This window comes from Enterococcus sp. DIV1368d, from assembly GCF_050542975.1.
Lineage (GTDB): Bacteria > Bacillota > Bacilli > Lactobacillales > Enterococcaceae > Enterococcus_D > Enterococcus_D casseliflavus.
In genome coordinates, this window is record NZ_CP172939.1 from 629,655 (window position 1) to 644,869 (window position 15,215).

The 15,215-nt window shown below is 44.8% G+C and carries 13 protein-coding genes; 11 read left to right on the forward strand and 2 right to left on the reverse strand.

Features of this window, described 5'->3' with window-relative positions; all coding sequences use genetic code 11:
• Positions 1-153 precede the first annotated feature (153 nt).
• The 6 genes from IGJ44_RS02950 to IGJ44_RS02975 all read left to right on the forward strand — a co-directional run bounded on the left by IGJ44_RS02950 (position 154) and on the right by IGJ44_RS02975 (position 6,911).
• A complete protein-coding gene (locus IGJ44_RS02950) occupies positions 154-1,170 on the forward strand; it encodes an acyltransferase family protein (protein ID WP_008377006.1) in 1,017 nt (338 codons plus the stop codon).
• A 119-nt stretch (positions 1,171-1,289) separates the two neighbouring features.
• Positions 1,290-2,618: an aminopeptidase C gene (locus tag IGJ44_RS02955; protein WP_167827231.1), complete on the forward strand. Its 1,329-nt coding sequence runs from the start codon at positions 1,290-1,292 to the stop codon at positions 2,616-2,618.
• A gap of 345 nt (positions 2,619-2,963) precedes the next feature.
• Positions 2,964-4,352, forward strand: coding sequence for an L-cystine transporter (locus tag IGJ44_RS02960; protein ID WP_167827230.1), 1,389 nt, complete (start codon positions 2,964-2,966; stop codon positions 4,350-4,352).
• Positions 4,353-4,510: 158 nt separating this feature from the next.
• The gene (locus IGJ44_RS02965; RefSeq protein WP_010747448.1) at positions 4,511-5,290 is read left to right on the forward strand and encodes a tyrosine-protein phosphatase; all 780 of its coding nucleotides are present in this window, start codon (positions 4,511-4,513) and stop codon (positions 5,288-5,290) included.
• A 16-nt stretch (positions 5,291-5,306) separates the two neighbouring features.
• Positions 5,307-6,137 (forward strand): fructosamine kinase family protein, encoded by an 831-nt coding sequence (locus IGJ44_RS02970; RefSeq protein WP_167827229.1) that lies wholly within the window; start codon positions 5,307-5,309, stop codon positions 6,135-6,137.
• A 15-nt stretch (positions 6,138-6,152) separates the two neighbouring features.
• Positions 6,153-6,911 (forward strand): acyl-ACP thioesterase domain-containing protein, encoded by a 759-nt coding sequence (locus IGJ44_RS02975; protein WP_430606087.1) that lies wholly within the window; start codon positions 6,153-6,155, stop codon positions 6,909-6,911.
• A gap of 50 nt (positions 6,912-6,961) precedes the next feature.
• Here IGJ44_RS02975 and IGJ44_RS02980 read toward each other — a convergent pair whose 3' ends face one another.
• Positions 6,962-7,930 (reverse strand): asparaginase, encoded by a 969-nt coding sequence (locus IGJ44_RS02980; protein ID WP_005225140.1) that lies wholly within the window; start codon positions 7,928-7,930, stop codon positions 6,962-6,964.
• Positions 7,931-8,018: 88 nt separating this feature from the next.
• On the opposite strand from IGJ44_RS02980, the gene IGJ44_RS02985 reads away from it, so the two are divergent.
• From IGJ44_RS02985 to IGJ44_RS02995, 3 genes are all read left to right on the forward strand, one after another.
• Positions 8,019-8,849 carry a DUF72 domain-containing protein gene (locus IGJ44_RS02985; protein WP_167827228.1) on the forward strand — a complete coding sequence of 277 codons (831 nt, stop codon included), beginning with the start codon at positions 8,019-8,021 and terminating at the stop codon, positions 8,847-8,849.
• Positions 8,850-8,857: 8 nt separating this feature from the next.
• Positions 8,858-9,718, forward strand: a complete 861-nt coding sequence (locus tag IGJ44_RS02990; RefSeq protein WP_123834029.1) for a Cof-type HAD-IIB family hydrolase — start codon at positions 8,858-8,860, stop codon at positions 9,716-9,718.
• Between the two features lie 96 nt (positions 9,719-9,814).
• Positions 9,815-10,339, forward strand: a complete 525-nt coding sequence (locus tag IGJ44_RS02995) for a haloacid dehalogenase (protein ID WP_034695349.1) — start codon at positions 9,815-9,817, stop codon at positions 10,337-10,339.
• Between the two features lie 71 nt (positions 10,340-10,410).
• Here the strand turns inward: IGJ44_RS02995 and IGJ44_RS03000 are convergent, their stop codons facing one another.
• Positions 10,411-11,760 carry an aspartate kinase gene (locus IGJ44_RS03000; protein ID WP_005237529.1) on the reverse strand — a complete coding sequence of 450 codons (1,350 nt, stop codon included), beginning with the start codon at positions 11,758-11,760 and terminating at the stop codon, positions 10,411-10,413.
• Positions 11,761-12,118: 358 nt separating this feature from the next.
• Between IGJ44_RS03000 and ezrA the strand changes: the two genes are divergently transcribed.
• Both ezrA and IGJ44_RS03010 read left to right on the forward strand, forming a co-directional pair.
• Entirely contained in the window at positions 12,119-13,840 is a 1,722-nt protein-coding gene (gene ezrA, locus IGJ44_RS03005; protein WP_005225145.1) for a septation ring formation regulator EzrA, read from the forward strand.
• Positions 13,841-14,026: 186 nt separating this feature from the next.
• Entirely contained in the window at positions 14,027-15,169 is a 1,143-nt protein-coding gene (locus IGJ44_RS03010; protein WP_074934654.1) for a cysteine desulfurase family protein, read from the forward strand.
• The last annotated feature ends 46 nt before the right edge of the window (positions 15,170-15,215 follow it).

The window sequence follows — 15,215 nt, forward strand, 5'->3', positions numbered from 1 at the left end:
CCTTTGTATTATATATATTAATACAAACTATACAAAATAGCAACTGGTAATCAAATGAACAAGAATCGTTAGAAAAAAGTAAATAGCTTGTTACAGTTCTGTTTCATGGATCAGGTATCCTTTGACAGATACAACTTAGAGGAGGAACTTTTTATGAGCCAATCGCAAAGAACGGCTTACTTTGATAATGCAAAATTTTTACTGATGATCTTGGTCGTCTTCAGTCACTTGCTGCAGCCTTTTATCGGCGATCAGAAGTTTTATCATGACCTATATTATTTTATCTTCACTTTCCACATGCCAGCTTTTGTTTTTCTGGCTGGGTACTTTGCCAAACCGTTGACGAAGGGACACAAGCTTCGTGAGTTGATGAAAAAGTTCTTGCTGCCTTATGTCTTCTTTCAGGTGTTTTACACCGTCTATTACTGGTTGATCGGTCTACGGGAGTCGCTAAAAATCCAACTGTTGAATCCGCAATGGGCACTTTGGTTTTTGCTTAGCATGTTCTTTTGGCAGCTCTCGCTGTTGATCTTTCAAAAAATGTCCAAAAAGCAGGCGATCCTGCTGAGTATTGGCTTGAGCATCTTTGCTGGCTACGTGCCGTTTTTAAATCAAGTGTTGACCTTGCAGCGGACCTTTGTCTTTTTGCCGTTTTTCATTATCGGGTTTTATTTTCCCAAAAATGAGATGCGCTTTTTATTGAAACCAAAGATTCGAACCATCAGTTTGCTTTTCCTACCGATCATCTACACCTTTATCGCGTTTTTTCATGGGATGAACAAGTACATGGTTTTTGGTTCCAAGCCTTATGACGATTACTTGAGCTATCCGTTGTTCGGCGGTCCCTTGCGTGCGGTCTTTTTCGTGATCGGGCTGATGGGGATCATCGGTTTTCTGAGCCTCGTGCCCAGAGAGCACCTATTTTTTACGAAGTGGGGCAAAAACACACTGCTGGTCTATCTTTTACAGGGGATCTTCATCAAGGGCTTGCGGGCATTAGCCATCACCGACTTGAATCTGTCGGTATTAGGCTTTGTGACGTTGGTGTTAGCCAGTGTTTTACTGACGATCTTGCTAGCTAGCCGCCCGATCCGCTTCCTGTATGCACGATTTGAACGAGGACTATCCTTTGTTTTACTTGGCTTTTTGCTTTTGATGCTAACCCTTTAAATCCTTGATACGAGCAACCGCTCTTAGAAAGATGATTTTTTCATTTTTCTAGGAGCGGTTGTTATTTGAGAGGCAGAGGCGTAAAATGGAAGGAACGGAAAGTGAAAGGATGAAGAAATATGTCAGAAATTTCAAAAAAGACCACCGCTGCCTTTGCGCAAGCGTATCAAGAAAATAATAAACAAACGGCACTGCAACGGAGTGTTGTGAAAAATGGGATCACCGCTTCTGCGGAAAACGTGTCAGCAAAAGTCAACAATGTGCCAGTTTTTTCAGTTGATGTGACAACCGGGAAAGTCTCAAACCAAAAACAATCAGGCCGCTGCTGGATGTTTGCCGCATTGAATACATTCCGTCATAAGATGTTGAATGATTTCAATTTAAAAGAATTTGAATTGTCGCAAAACCATACCTTCTTTTGGGACAAATACGAAAAAGCCAACTATTTCTATGAAAATATTTTAGCAACTGCTAACGAACCTTTAACAAGTCGCAAAGTTGCTTTCTTATTGCAAACCCCACAACAAGATGGTGGGCAATGGGACATGATCGTTTCGATTTTCCAAAAATATGGTGTCGTACCAAAAACGGTCATGCCAGAAAGCAGCAACTCTTCTAATTCTCGTGATCTAAACAATTACTTAAACAAAAAACTGCGTAAAGATGCGGTTGCTTTGCGTCAGCTAGTAGCAGAAGGCAAAACAGCTGAAGACATCCAAACAGCCAAAGAAGCGATGTTGGAAGACATTTATCGTTTCTTAGCGACTTCTTTAGGCACACCGCCAGAAACCTTTGATTTTGAATACCGTGATGAAGACAAAAACTATCACATTGATCGCAACTTAACACCACAAAGCTTTTATGAAAAATATGTCGGGGTGGACCTTGACGATTATGTCAGTATCATCAACGCACCAACTGCCGACAAGCCTTACAATCAATCGTATACCGTAGAAATGCTAGGCAACGTGGTTGGCGGCAAAGAAGTCAAATACTTGAACGTCGATATGCCGACCTTCAAAAAATTAGCGATCGCTCAATTGGAACAAGGGGAGTCCGTGTGGTTCGGTTGTGATGTCGGTCAATCTTCTACCAGAGATACTGGGATCATGGCATTAGATACCTATGATATCAATGACTTATTTGATATCGACTTTACGATGACCAAAGCAGAACGCTTAGATTTTGGCGAAAGCTTAATGACCCATGCGATGGTCTTGACCGGTGTTGATTTGATCGATGGCGAATCAACCAAATGGAAAGTCGAAAACAGCTGGGGGGAAAAAGTCGGAACGAATGGCTTCTTCGTCATGAGCGATGCATGGATGGATGAATACACCTATCAAATCGTGGTTCGCAAAGAATTCCTGACAGCAGAACAATTGGCTGCCTTTGAAGCAGAACCAACGGTCCTAGCACCTTGGGATCCAATGGGCGCTTTGGCGTAAGTCAGCAATTTCTAATGGCCGACTGAATATTTACTGAAATTTTTCAAAAAGACGAAATGAAAAAATAACGAACCAGTTGCCGCAATCTAACTGTTAGGAAAGCAGAAATCCTAGCAGCATGGGGGTGTGGCAACGGTTCTTTTTTTATTTACTGACAAAAAAGCGGTACCATCCCAGAAAACTGGGAACTTATTTATTGTAAGATGAAGCAAACTTCTTTAAAATGGAATAGTCACTAATGATGCCACACGTCTCATTAGAGTGAACTGTTGAAGAATGGTCACTGGGAACCTTTACTTCCTCTGACAGACTTTGTCATGTTTATTGAACAAAAGGAGGATTCAAATGACAAATCTGTTAACTATTATTGTTGTTCTACTTTTTGCTGCCCTTATTTATGGGTTCTACTTATTGCAAAAGCGTCACGTGAAGTTTTCAACGCGGGTCTTTGCGGCGTTGTTCGTCGGGATCGTTTTTGGTGGCGTGCTGCAGCTGATTTTTGGGACAGGCTCTGACGTTGTCACGCAAGCTCTTGACTGGATCACGATGGTCGGTAGCGGCTATGTAGCTCTCTTGCAAATGCTGATCATGCCCTTGATCTTCGTTTCGATCGTTGGTGCTTTCACCAAGATGAAAGAAAGCGAAAAAATCAAGAAGATCAGTTTTATGGTTCTTGCGACTTTGCTAGGGACAACGGCGATCGCTGCCTTGATCGGGATCGTGATGGTCATGGTCTTTGGTCTTGACGGTGCCAGCTTTACCGAAGGGGCAACGGAAACAGCGCGGATCGCAGAATTAGCGGAACGTTCGACACAAGTCCAAGACCTATCGATCCCACAACAAATCGTTTCCTTCATCCCAAGCAATGTCTTCGCCGACTTTGCGGGTACTCGTTCGACAAGTACGATCGGGGTCGTGATTTTCTCAGCCTTTGTTGGGATCGCCTTTCTTGGTGTCAAACGTAAATCACCGAAAGAAGCGGAAACTTTTGCGAATTTGATGGACAGCTTATATAAAATCGTGATGCGTATCGTCACGTTAGTTTTGCGCCTGACACCTTATGGCGTTTTGGCATTGATGACTAATGTATTAGCTTCAAGTGATTTTGAAGCCATCTTGAACTTAGGCAAATTTATCATCGCCTCTTATGCGGCTTTGATTTTGGTCTTACTCGTTCATTCATTATTGCTGATCGCTGTTCGGGTCAATCCAGTAACGTATTTCAAAAAGGCCTTTCCAGTCTTGAGCTTTGCCTTTACTTCTCGTTCAAGTGCTGGTGCCTTGCCATTGAACATCGAAACCCAAACCAAAGCGTTAGGTGTTGATGAAGCCACGGCTAACTTTGCAGGCAGCTTTGGGTTATCGATTGGTCAAAACGGCTGTGCGGGCGTGTATCCAGCGATGTTGGCAACGATCGTTGCACCAACGGTTGGGATCAATGTCTTTGATTGGCAGTTTATCCTACTGCTAGTTGCAGTAGTTACGATCAGCTCATTCGGCGTTGCTGGTGTCGGCGGTGGCGCAACCTTTGCTTCATTGATCGTCTTAGGCTCAATGAACTTGCCGATTGCCATCGTAGGCTTAGTTATTTCTGTTGAACCATTGATCGATATGGCACGGACACTCGTTAATGTCAGCGACAGTATGGTTGCAGGAATGGTGACCAGCAGCCGTATCAACGAACTGGATCGTTCGATCTTAGATGATTCTGCCGCCGTGATCGAAGCCGAATAGAAACATTTTGTAACAAGCGAAAGCAAAGAAAGACTGCGTGTGGTCTTTCTTTTTTTTGTCCGTTAAAGCTCAGCTCATAGAAAAATCTAGGTTTCAGTGCCCTTAATAGCGAAGTTTCTGCTATACTTTTAACTAGAACATCGCGGGAGGGATAAGCAATGACACAATTGATTCAACTAGAACGAGCAGCAAACGTCAGAGAACTTGGCGGCTATCAAACGACAAACGGCACGACGATCAAACGAAAAAAATTGATCCGCAGTGCGGCGATCAATGAATTGACTGCTTCAGATCAAGCAGTACTGGCAAACTATGGGGTCAATCAGGTCATTGATTTTCGCTCCATCGCTGAAGCCAATGCACAGCCTGATCGACCAATCGCCACAGCAAAGCAGCTTTTTTTACCTATTTTTAAAGAAGACGAAACGATGGTTTCCTTGTCGCCAGAAAGCTTGAAGCAGCGCTTGGAAGATGGGGAAGATGCCGAAGAGCAGATGAAAAAAGTCTACCGTCACTTTGTTGAAAGCGACTATGCCCGCCAACAATATCGGCAGTTTTTTGATCATGTGATCGCCAATGCGGAAGGCGAAGGTGCCACCTTGTTCCACTGTACCGCTGGCAAAGATCGCACAGGCTTTGGCGCCTTTTTATTGCTCCATGTGTTGGCGGTGGCACCAACGACGATCAAAGAAGATTATTTAGCAACCAATCGCTATTTAGCGCCAATGCTAAAAGAAAAATTTGCCCCAATGACCCAGCATTTGCCGCAAGAGCTGTTAACGGCGATCACGGTTTTGATGAGTGCCAAAGAGAGTTTTCTTGATGAAAGCTTGGCTGCGATCGATCAGCACTTCGGTTCGGTTGATCAGTATCTCCTGCAGGGACTAGGGGTGACGAAAGAAGAGCAAGCGTATTTGAATGCCCAACTGACTGAGTAAAGAAAGGGAGATCCGTATGGAGGAAGCATTGTTCGCAGCAATCGGGATGACCGGCTCGCTGACGCCCATCAGTGGTGGGGATGTCAATCAAACGTATCGTTTCACTACAGCAGAAAATCGCTATTTTTTAAAGACCCATCCTCATGTTTCATCGGTGTTCTTTCAAGCAGAGATCAACGGCTTAGCTGAATTAGCCCCTTTCGTGCGGGTGCCAAAAATCGAACGTCTCGGTCAGACTGAAGAGAGGGCATTTTTATTGATGGAATGGATCGATGGTGGGGAAGGACAGCAGCGACGCTTAGGTCAAAGCTTGGCTCGGCTTCATCAGCAGACACAGGAGTCTTTTGGGTTTTACGAAGACAATTACATCGGCTTTTTGCCGCAAGTCAATCCGAAAACCACCGATTGGCTTGATTTTTACACAGTCTGCCGTTTGGATGTGCAAGTCGAATTAGCGAAGCTGGGTAACCGCTGGCATGCCAAACGGGAAGCTGCTTATCTGCGTTTGAAAGAATTTTTGCATGAAAATTGGCGTGATCGCAGCGTCACACCTGCTTTATTACACGGTGATTTTTGGCGGGGGAATGTGCTGTTCGATCAGCAAGGAGAACCAGTGTTTCTTGATCCAGCAGTCGCTTATGGGGATCGAGAAATGGATATTGCGATGTCCCAGCTCTTCGGTGGTTTTCGTCAGGAATTTTTGGAAGGCTATCAAGAAGTCTATCCATTAGATGAGGATTGGCAAGAGCGACTGCCAGTGTATCAATTGTATTATTTATTGGTCCATTTGAATCAGTTTGGCGAAAGCTATGGACCAAGTGTCGATGAACTATTGAGTCGTTTTTAGGAGGCAATTAGAACTATGGCAGCAAAGTATCAAACCACGCATGAAGTGGCGTATTATGAATGTGATGTCAACCAAACGATGACGTTTCCAGCCATGCTAGGCATCGCCATCAAGACATCAGAAGAACAAAGTGCGGCGTTAAACCGCGGACCAGAAGTCATCGCTAGTTATGGCTTGACCTGGATCATTACCAGCTATCACATAACGGTGACTCGTTTGCCGCGCGTAGGGGAGCAGATTCAAGTGGCGACCCAGGCGAGAGAATACAATAAGTTTTTCTGCTACCGTTACTTTTGGTTATTGGCAGAAGATGGAACGGAACTGGTCAAAATCGAGGCGGTTTTTGCGTTGATGGACCCTGAGACGCGCAAAGTCAGCAGTGTACCAGATGAGATCGTGGCGCCTTTTGGCAGTGAAAAAATCAAGCGAATCAAACGCTACCCGAAGATCACCCCTATCACGCAAGGACAATTTTTGCCGTATCGGGTGCGTTTCTACGATATTGATAGCAATCAGCATGTCAACAATGCCATGTATTTCAATTGGCTGATGGACGTCTTAGGCTATGAGGTTTTAACAAAACATGAAGTGACACAAGTGACGATCCGGTTTGATCGGGAAGTGGCTTACGGCCATTTGATCGAAAGCCATTTTCAAATCAATGAGAAGACAGTCGATGAAGCCGGCGAGGCTGTGCCGCTGCAAACGATCCACGAGATCAAGATCGGTGAGGATACTTACTGCGAAGCCATCTTTACTTGGCGAGAAAAATAAAACAACCCTTTTGCCTCCGTTAGCGGAATGGCAAAAGGGTTTTTGTTTGGTTAATTCTCCATGAAATCAGGCAGTTCATCCATGGTCAACCCACGGTTTTTTGCTATTAGCAATTTGATGCGGGCTTTTTGGCTATTGATGCTATTGCAGAAAATCACCCCAAGAGCCTGCAATTCGATCCCGCCGCCTAAGTAGTCATAGACCGGCTCGGCAACGCCGTTGAAGCAGCGAGAAACTAAGACGACTGGAATGTTTCTAGCGATCAGTTTTTTCAAAGGCTCTATGGTTTGCGGCGGCAGATTGCCAGCGCCTAAAGCTTCGATCACTAGTCCATCGATCAGCGAGTCGGCTAAAGCATCGAACAATTCCCCAGTCATTCCCGCATAGGCTTTGACGATCGGAAACAGACCATCGACACGATCAACATCCAAATGGCGGTTATTTAACAGCTCTTGCATGAACAAGATACGGTGCTTTGTGACTAAGCCGATCGGACCTAATGTCGGGGTGCGGAACGTCGCAATATTGGTGGTGTGGGTCTTCGTAACATAACGTGCGGAATGGATCTCATCGTTCATGACGACTAAGACGCCTTTTCCTAAGGCATCAGGTGATTTCGCCACCCGAATCGCACTTTCAAAGTTATAAAGCCCGTCACTGCCGATTTCATTACTTGAGCGCATGGCGCCAGTCACCACGATCGGTAACTGACCGCCGATTGTGGTATCTAAAAAGAAGGCTGTTTCTTCCAGCGTATCGGTTCCGTGAGTGATCACGACCCCATCGACACCGCTTAAATGCGCCAGCTGGATACGTTCTTTCAACTGCAGCATTTCTTTTGGGGTCATATGAGGACTGGGAATGTTAAAAATGTCTTCGACGATCAATTCAACATCGTCGTCAATGTGGATCGGTGCATCCATCAGCGGATTGCTGACATCAGGGCTGACGCCGCCTGTCAGGGTGTCTTCTTTCATGGCGATGGTGCCGCCAGTGTGCAACACGAGAATTCGTTTCATTTTTTCATCACCTGCAATGATTTATTTACTCTTAACTCAAAACTATTGTATACTATTAAAATAAGAAAACAAGGAGCGATGGGAAAAAATGATTCGAATTGGTTGTACCACATTTAGTGAACATGGCAGTCTCGTGCAAAGAAAAAACTCGAAATTATTTGAGTATGCCCGTTATTTTCCGTTAGTTGAGCTGGATACCACCTATCATTTTTTGCCAAAAGAAAAAGACGTGCGCAACTGGTTGACCCAGATTCCCGAAAATTTCCGCTTTGTGTTGAAAGTCCATCAAAGTGTGACCACCCAAGGGGATTTGCCAGATCAGTTGACCATGACCGAAGCACTGCAGCTTTATAAAGAAGCGATCGCGCCAATGGTAGAAGCAGGCAAACTCTTTTGCCTATTGGCGCAGTTTCCCAACAGCTTTAAATGTACGAAAGAAAATGTCGCCTATTTAGACCAAGTGCGAGAATGGTTTGCGGGCTACCCAGTGGCGATCGAGCTGAGAGACAGCAGCTGGTATCAGCCGAAACTTTATTCGGGAATGATCGATTATATGAAGCGAAAGCAGTTTTCCTTAGTAGTTGTTGATCAGCCAAAAAAGCTATCGACCACCATTCCCCTTGATCCAACCGTGACCAATCCCGCGTTTGTCCTGTGCCGTTTTCACGGACGCAACGACAGCGGCTGGACAGCGACGGGACCAGATGCCAAAAATCTTCGGACCTTGTATCGCTATGACCAAGCCGAACTAACGGAGTTAAAACACGCAGTCCAAGCCATCGAAGCCAATGCCAAAGAAGTCGCAGTGGTCTTCAATAATAATGCCGGTCGTGATGCCGCTGACAATGCCCGCGCATTGATCGATGCGCTGCAGATCGATTACGAAGCATTAAATCCTAATCAGTTGAAATTATTTTGAGGAGTCATATGATAAAAGCAATCTTTTTTGATATTGATGGCACGCTGATTGCCAGCAACGGCAAGGCGCTTGCCAGTACCCGTGAAGCCATCAAACAAGCCCAAGCCAATGGCGTCCTCTGCGGCATTGCCACCGGACGTGGTCCGGTTGATTTAGAGAAGGTGATCGATTACTTGTCGTTAGACATGTTTATCACCTATAACGGCCAATATGTCTACACGAAGGAAAACTTGATTTATGCTAAACCTTTTCCAAAACAAACGCTGGAAGCGATCGTAGAATACGCAGATGAAAATTACCGCCAAGTCATGTTTGGCGGAGAAACCCAAGTGGCTGGCAGCTTGACGATCCGTTTAAGCCAATCACCCGTTATGCAGCGCTACTTGCGCTATGTACCGAAAAAATTTCCCGTCGGTTTTTTAAAGAAAGTCTTGCAGCGCTTTAGTCCCAATCGCAACGCCAAACGCTATGAATCGTTGGATATTTTACGAGAGCCCATCTATCAGTGCATTATGCTGAGCCCTGAATCAGAGCGCGAAAAATTACGCTCCAAGCTGCCGCAATGTGATTTTAAGCGATCCAATGCCTATTCTGTTGACATCGTGCCGAAAAACGGTTCGAAAATCAAAGGCATCAAAGAGTTTTTGGCCTATGAAGGGATCGCGATGGAAGAAGCGATGGCATTTGGGGATCATTTTAATGATGTGGAAATGTTAGAAGGCGTGGGGATCGGGGTTGCGATGGGCAATGCCCAGCCCATCACCAAAGCCAGCGCTGACTTTGTGACGGATACCAACGATCATGACGGCATCAAGAAAGCCTTGATCCATTTTGGCATCATTGCCGAGGATGCCAAAGCCAGGGAATGAAAAAAATAGGCAAGTAGCCAATCTATGACGCAACGTAGAAGACAGCGCAGAACCATGAAACAGAACCATGAGAAAAAGCAGAAAGAAGCGAGCAAAATGAGTCCATTTGAAATGACGGAAGAGTTCCATAAAACCTTTGATCCAACGCGACCGCCATATCCACAAGCTTTTTCAGCGGAAAAAGCCCAGTTTCGTGCTGGTTTTAAAATTGAAGAATTAGTTGAGTTCCTTTATGCTGCCAGCAACAATGACGAAGAGACCTTTCAAGCAGGTCTGGAGCATTTGCATCAAGCGATCGATCAAGCCCAAGCCAAGCTGGCTGCCAAACAACAGCCTGTCAGTGATTCTCTAGTAGAACAAGTCGATGCGCTTTGTGATCTACTGTATTTTACCTATGGCTCGTTTTCACTGTTAGGGGTCGATCCAGCGCCGATTCTGGCTATCGTTCATGACGCCAACATGGGGAAACTTTTTCCAGATGGGCAGCCTCATTATGATCCTGAGACCCACAAAGTCATGAAGCCGAGCGATTGGGAAGAACGGTTTGCTCCTGAACCGCGAATCAAGGCAGAAATCAACCGCCAATTGGCACAAAAACAAGCCCAAGAATCGTCAGAATAAAAACCAAACGTGCCAGTTGCCCGTTCCGATTGCTTATCAGCAAAAGGAGTGGTGCAACTGGCACGTTTGGTTTAATCAAAGAAAGTGTAGTAAAGGGTTCTGACAGCGGCTTTTTCTTGTTCTTTGTGGATACCGAACATGATGCTGACCTCAGAGGACCCTTGGTTGATCATCTCTAAGTTGATATTTTTCCGCGCAAGGGCAGCGGTACTGTCGGCAGTGATCCCGACTCGTTGACGCATTCCTTCACCAACGACGACGACCATGGATAGATCGTGGGTCATTCGCAGTTCATCGGGATCGATCTCGTAGGCGATCTTGCGCAGCAGTTCTTCTTCCAATACTGGATTCAACTGGTTGGAGCGCATAATGATCGAGATATCATCGATTCCTGAAGGCATGTGTTCATAATTTAAATCAAATTCACGGAAAATCTCTAAGACCCGTAACGTGAACCCAACTTCGCGGTTCATCAAGTATTTGCGGATATAGATCATACAAAAGCCTTCGTCACTGGCAACGCCGATCACGGGCTGATCCAAATTGTCTCTCTGGTTGGTGATCAAGGTACCAGGATGACTTGGATTATTGGTGTTTTTGATCACCACGGGAATTTTCGCATGGTATGAAGGCATCAAGGCCTCATCGTGCAACACAGTAAAGCCTGCATAAGACAGCTCTCGCATTTCTCGGTAGGTCACTTCTTTGATGGACTCTGGATGATGAACATAGCCTGGATGAGCAGAAAAAATCCCATCGACATCGGTAAAGTTTTCGTACAATTCTACTTGCAGACCAGCCGCCACGATGGCACCAGAAATATCTGATCCTCCTCGAGAGAAGGTACAGATCTCGCCCGCTTCTGTGTAGCCAAAGAAGCCAGGAATCACTAAGATTTCAGGACTGTCGCGCCATTGTGCAATCTTGGCGTACGACTTGTTCAAGATACGGGCGTTTTGAGGTTCATCCGTCACCAGCAGCCCAAGTTCTTGCGGATTCATGTAGCGAGCAGCTAACCCACGGCTTTGTAAAATCCCTGCGATCAATTTGGCGTTGTTGTCTTCGCCGCTTGCCAAGACTGTATCATAAAGATGCGGATTGTCTTGGGTAGGCAGTGTTTGAAAAGCCGCCAATGATTGCCAGATGCGGTCTAAATGGACTTGTTCGATACCAAAGGGGGCGGCGATCGCTGTATAGCGGGCATAGATTTCTTCTATTAAATCAGTGATTTCTTCTTGGGCACACAGACGGGTACAGACAGCTAGTAACAGATCGGTGACTTTCTGATCGTCGCTGGAACGCTTACCAGGCGCTGAAACAACAACAAACCGTCTTTTAGGATCACTTTCAATTATCGCAACAACTTTTTCGACTTGTTCGGCTGAGGCAAGGGAACTGCCTCCGAATTTCGCTACTTTCATTTGACATTACTCCTGTTCAAGCTTTTTACTAGAGTACAGTTTCAATAGGGAGAAATCAAGCGGTTTCTTGAAAAAAATCGGAAAAATCAGAAAAAAAGTCACTTGTTGATGTAAATTTCACGATTTGTTTTCATTATCGCTGGAAAAGCCGTGATTTATTTTATTCGATGCGAAAAAAGTCGATCTTTTTTGCCTCAATCTAATGCTTGATTTTTTTCTTTATGCTATAATCTAGCGTAGATGCTTTTTTATAAAGGGACTATCTGTCCTTTTTATACTCAACGAACTTATCAATCAATCTGCTGATCAGCAGGTTTTAGACGAAACATGTATATTTGAAAATTGGAGGAACCACAAAATGGGAACTAATATCATCTTTGGAATTGTCATTGCCATCATCATCATCGCAGCGGTCTTGTATGCAATTGGCTTTTTCATGCGGAAGAAAAACCAAGAAAAGCTGAATGACTTGGAAAAACGCAAAGAAAATCTGTTTGACTTGCCGGTGATCGAAGAAGTCGATGAAGTAAAAAGAATGCACTTGGTTGGTCAAAGTCAAAACACCTTCCGTGAGTGGAACCAACAATGGACAGATATCTCCACAAAATCTTTTGCTGAACTTGAAAGTCAAATCTTTGAAGTGGAAGAGCTGAACGAACGCATCCGCTTTTTCAAAGCAAAAGGGGCGATCGTTCAAGCCGAAGCGACCATGGACGAGATGGAACGCCAAGTGGAAGAGATTCGCGCAGGCTTGAAAGAATTACGAGAAAGTGAAGAACGAAATTCACTGGAAGTTCAAAAAGCGCTGGACGTTTACGAAGACTTGAAGAAGAAGCTGCGGGATCAAGGCGAAGAATTTGGTCCTGCTTACAATGAGCTGCAAAAACAAATCAAAAACATTGAAATTGAGTTCACCCAATTTGTTACCTTAAATACTTCAGGCGATCCTGTGGAAGCACGGGAAGTGTTAGACCAAGCGGAAAAACACACCTATGAAGTGGAAGACTTAATGAAACGGATCCCAGCGGCGTACGAAGAATTAAATCGTACCTTCCCTGATCAGTTGAAAGAAATCCAAGAGGGTTATAAAAAATTATTAGAACAAAAATATGTGTTCCCAGAAGCAAACTTCCAAGAAGAAATCAACCGTGTGAAAAAACGGGTTGAAAACTCCATGAACGATCTAGCGAAAACAGAAGTCGCTTCCGTTGAAGTGGCAAGCCGTGATACTGCAAGTGATATTGATGCCTTGTATACGGTGATGGAACGTGAGATCAATGCCAAGAAATATGTCATGAAAAATCGTCAGATCATCGAAGACTACATTGACCACGCAACGAAGAACAACCGTCAGTTGTTGATCGAGTTGGATCATACGGCACAAAGCTATACTTTGAATCATAATGAATTGGGTCGCGTCCGCGGCTTCCAAACCGAAGTGGACGAATTGGCTCGCCGCAACAACGAGTACTTACCGAAATTGGAAAAACATGAGATTCCTTATTCAGAAGTGCAAAGCTTCTACAAAGATGCCTACAAGATTTTGGATGATGTGGAAAGCCAGCAAGTTGAAATCGATGATTCTCTTGCGGAATTACGTCGGGGCGAAAAAGTTGCACAAGAAAAAGTGGAAAGCTTCGAATTCCGTCTACGCAACTTGAAACGGTTTGTTGAGAAACAACGCTTACCTGGTTTGCCAGGCGAGTATTTAGAATTCTTCTTCGTGGCAACGGATCGTGTCGAAGAATTAGGCAAAGAATTGAACAAGATTCGCATCAACATGCAAGAAATCAATAAATTGGTTTCTGTCTGTGAAGAAGATCTTGATCTTTTAGATGAACAAACAAAAGACTTAGTGGATGCTGCGGCATTGACTGAGCAAATGATGCAATATGCCAACCGCTATCGTCATTCTCATCCAGATATCAAGGCAGCGATCGACAAATCACTTTACTTGTTTAGTAAAGAATATCGCTATCAAGATGCGCTAGATGAAATCGGCACAGCGTTGGAACGAGTAGAACCAGGTGCCTTCAAACGGATCGAAAACTTCTACTTCAATAACCGCGACTTAGTATAATACGAAAGCCAGCAGTGAAAAACTGACTGGCTTTTTTCATGGAAAGAATGGCTCGCTGCATGAGTACCGCTTACGAAGGAAGGAAAAGTTTCCTTTAAAAAAAGGCAAAGCCAGCGAGTCACCTTGAAACTCAGCCCAAGAGCAGTTATAATGGGAAAGAATTTTTTTAGAGAAAGGGTCCTATCATTGATCTATTTTGACAACAGTGCAACAACCGCTATTTATCCACAAGCTTTAAATACATATGTCCAAGTCAGTCAGCGAATCATCGGCAATCCCTCAAGCCTGCATGATTTAGGAAATCAAGCCAATCGCCTGCTGCAGCAATCTCGTCAGCAGATCGCCGATCTGTTAAACGTTTCTTCCAAAGAGATCGCATTTACCAGTGGGGGAACTGAAGGAGACAACTGGGTCATCAAAGGGTCTGCTTTAGCGAAAAAAGCCTATGGGAATCACCTGATTATTTCCAGTATTGAACACCCTGCCGTCAGTGAAACAGCGGCTCAATTAGCCGAGTTAGGGTTTGAAGTCAGTGTTGTGCCTGTCGATGCCCAAGGCTTTGTCAACGTGTCTGAATTAGCAAACATGATTCGCAAAGAAACGATTTTGGTTTCGGTGATGGCGGTCAATAATGAGGTAGGGTCGATCCAACCGATCCATGAGATCGCAGCTGTGCTAGCGGACCATCCAACGATCCATTTCCATGTAGATGCCGTCCAAGCCATCACAAAGGTCCCGCAAGAACAATGGTTCAATGAGCGGGTCGATTTTGCCGTGTTCTCTGCGCATAAATTTCATGGACCTCGTGGCGCAGGCTTTATCTATTGGAAACAAGGCCGTAAGCTGGCGCCATTGATGACCGGCGGTGGGCAAGAGCAAAACCAGCGCAGCGGTACCGAAAATGTGCCAGCAATCGTTGCTATGGCAAAAGCCCTACGTTTAGCGACAGAACAAAAGGCTGAAAAGCCGAACCATGTTCAATTACTAAAAGGCTATTTGCAAGAAGCACTGGCTGGGTACGAGAAAGTCACGCTTTTTTCTGGCACAGAAGGGTTTGCGCCGCACATACTTTGTTTTTCATTAAAAGGGATCCGAGGAGAAGTCTTAGTCCATGCCTTTGAAGAAAAGCAGATCTATCTTTCGACGACGAGCGCTTGTTCCTCCCGTAAAAAGATGGCCAGCAGTACGCTTCATGCGATGCACGTTCCAGAACAGTTAGCAACATCGGCTGTTCGTATCAGTTTAGATGAGAGCAATACAATGGCAGAAGTCGAGCAGTTTCTGATCGTCTTCCACCAGTTGTACCAAAAATTTTCGAAAATCAATTAAGCACGACAGACCACTATAAAATCAATCCAAATCAAAGGAGTTTTCT

What these genes read in the sequence shown, in the direction of transcription:
- IGJ44_RS02965 (WP_010747448.1), top strand. Translation starts at nt 4,511, where the DNA reads ATGACACAATTGATTCAACTAGAACGAGCAGCAAACGTCAGAGAACTT.
- IGJ44_RS02980 (WP_005225140.1), bottom strand. Translation starts at nt 7,930, where the DNA reads ATGAAACGAATTCTCGTGTTGCACACTGGCGGCACCATCGCCATGAAA.
- IGJ44_RS02960 (WP_167827230.1), top strand. Translation starts at nt 2,964, where the DNA reads ATGACAAATCTGTTAACTATTATTGTTGTTCTACTTTTTGCTGCCCTT.
- IGJ44_RS02985 (WP_167827228.1), top strand. Translation starts at nt 8,019, where the DNA reads ATGATTCGAATTGGTTGTACCACATTTAGTGAACATGGCAGTCTCGTG.
- IGJ44_RS02955 (WP_167827231.1), top strand. Translation starts at nt 1,290, where the DNA reads ATGTCAGAAATTTCAAAAAAGACCACCGCTGCCTTTGCGCAAGCGTAT.
- IGJ44_RS03000 (WP_005237529.1), bottom strand. Translation starts at nt 11,760, where the DNA reads ATGAAAGTAGCGAAATTCGGAGGCAGTTCCCTTGCCTCAGCCGAACAA.
- IGJ44_RS02990 (WP_123834029.1), top strand. Translation starts at nt 8,858, where the DNA reads ATGATAAAAGCAATCTTTTTTGATATTGATGGCACGCTGATTGCCAGC.
- IGJ44_RS02975 (WP_430606087.1), top strand. Translation starts at nt 6,153, where the DNA reads ATGGCAGCAAAGTATCAAACCACGCATGAAGTGGCGTATTATGAATGT.
- ezrA (WP_005225145.1), top strand. Translation starts at nt 12,119, where the DNA reads ATGGGAACTAATATCATCTTTGGAATTGTCATTGCCATCATCATCATC.
- IGJ44_RS02995 (WP_034695349.1), top strand. Translation starts at nt 9,815, where the DNA reads ATGAGTCCATTTGAAATGACGGAAGAGTTCCATAAAACCTTTGATCCA.
- IGJ44_RS02970 (WP_167827229.1), top strand. Translation starts at nt 5,307, where the DNA reads ATGGAGGAAGCATTGTTCGCAGCAATCGGGATGACCGGCTCGCTGACG.
- IGJ44_RS02950 (WP_008377006.1), top strand. Translation starts at nt 154, where the DNA reads ATGAGCCAATCGCAAAGAACGGCTTACTTTGATAATGCAAAATTTTTA.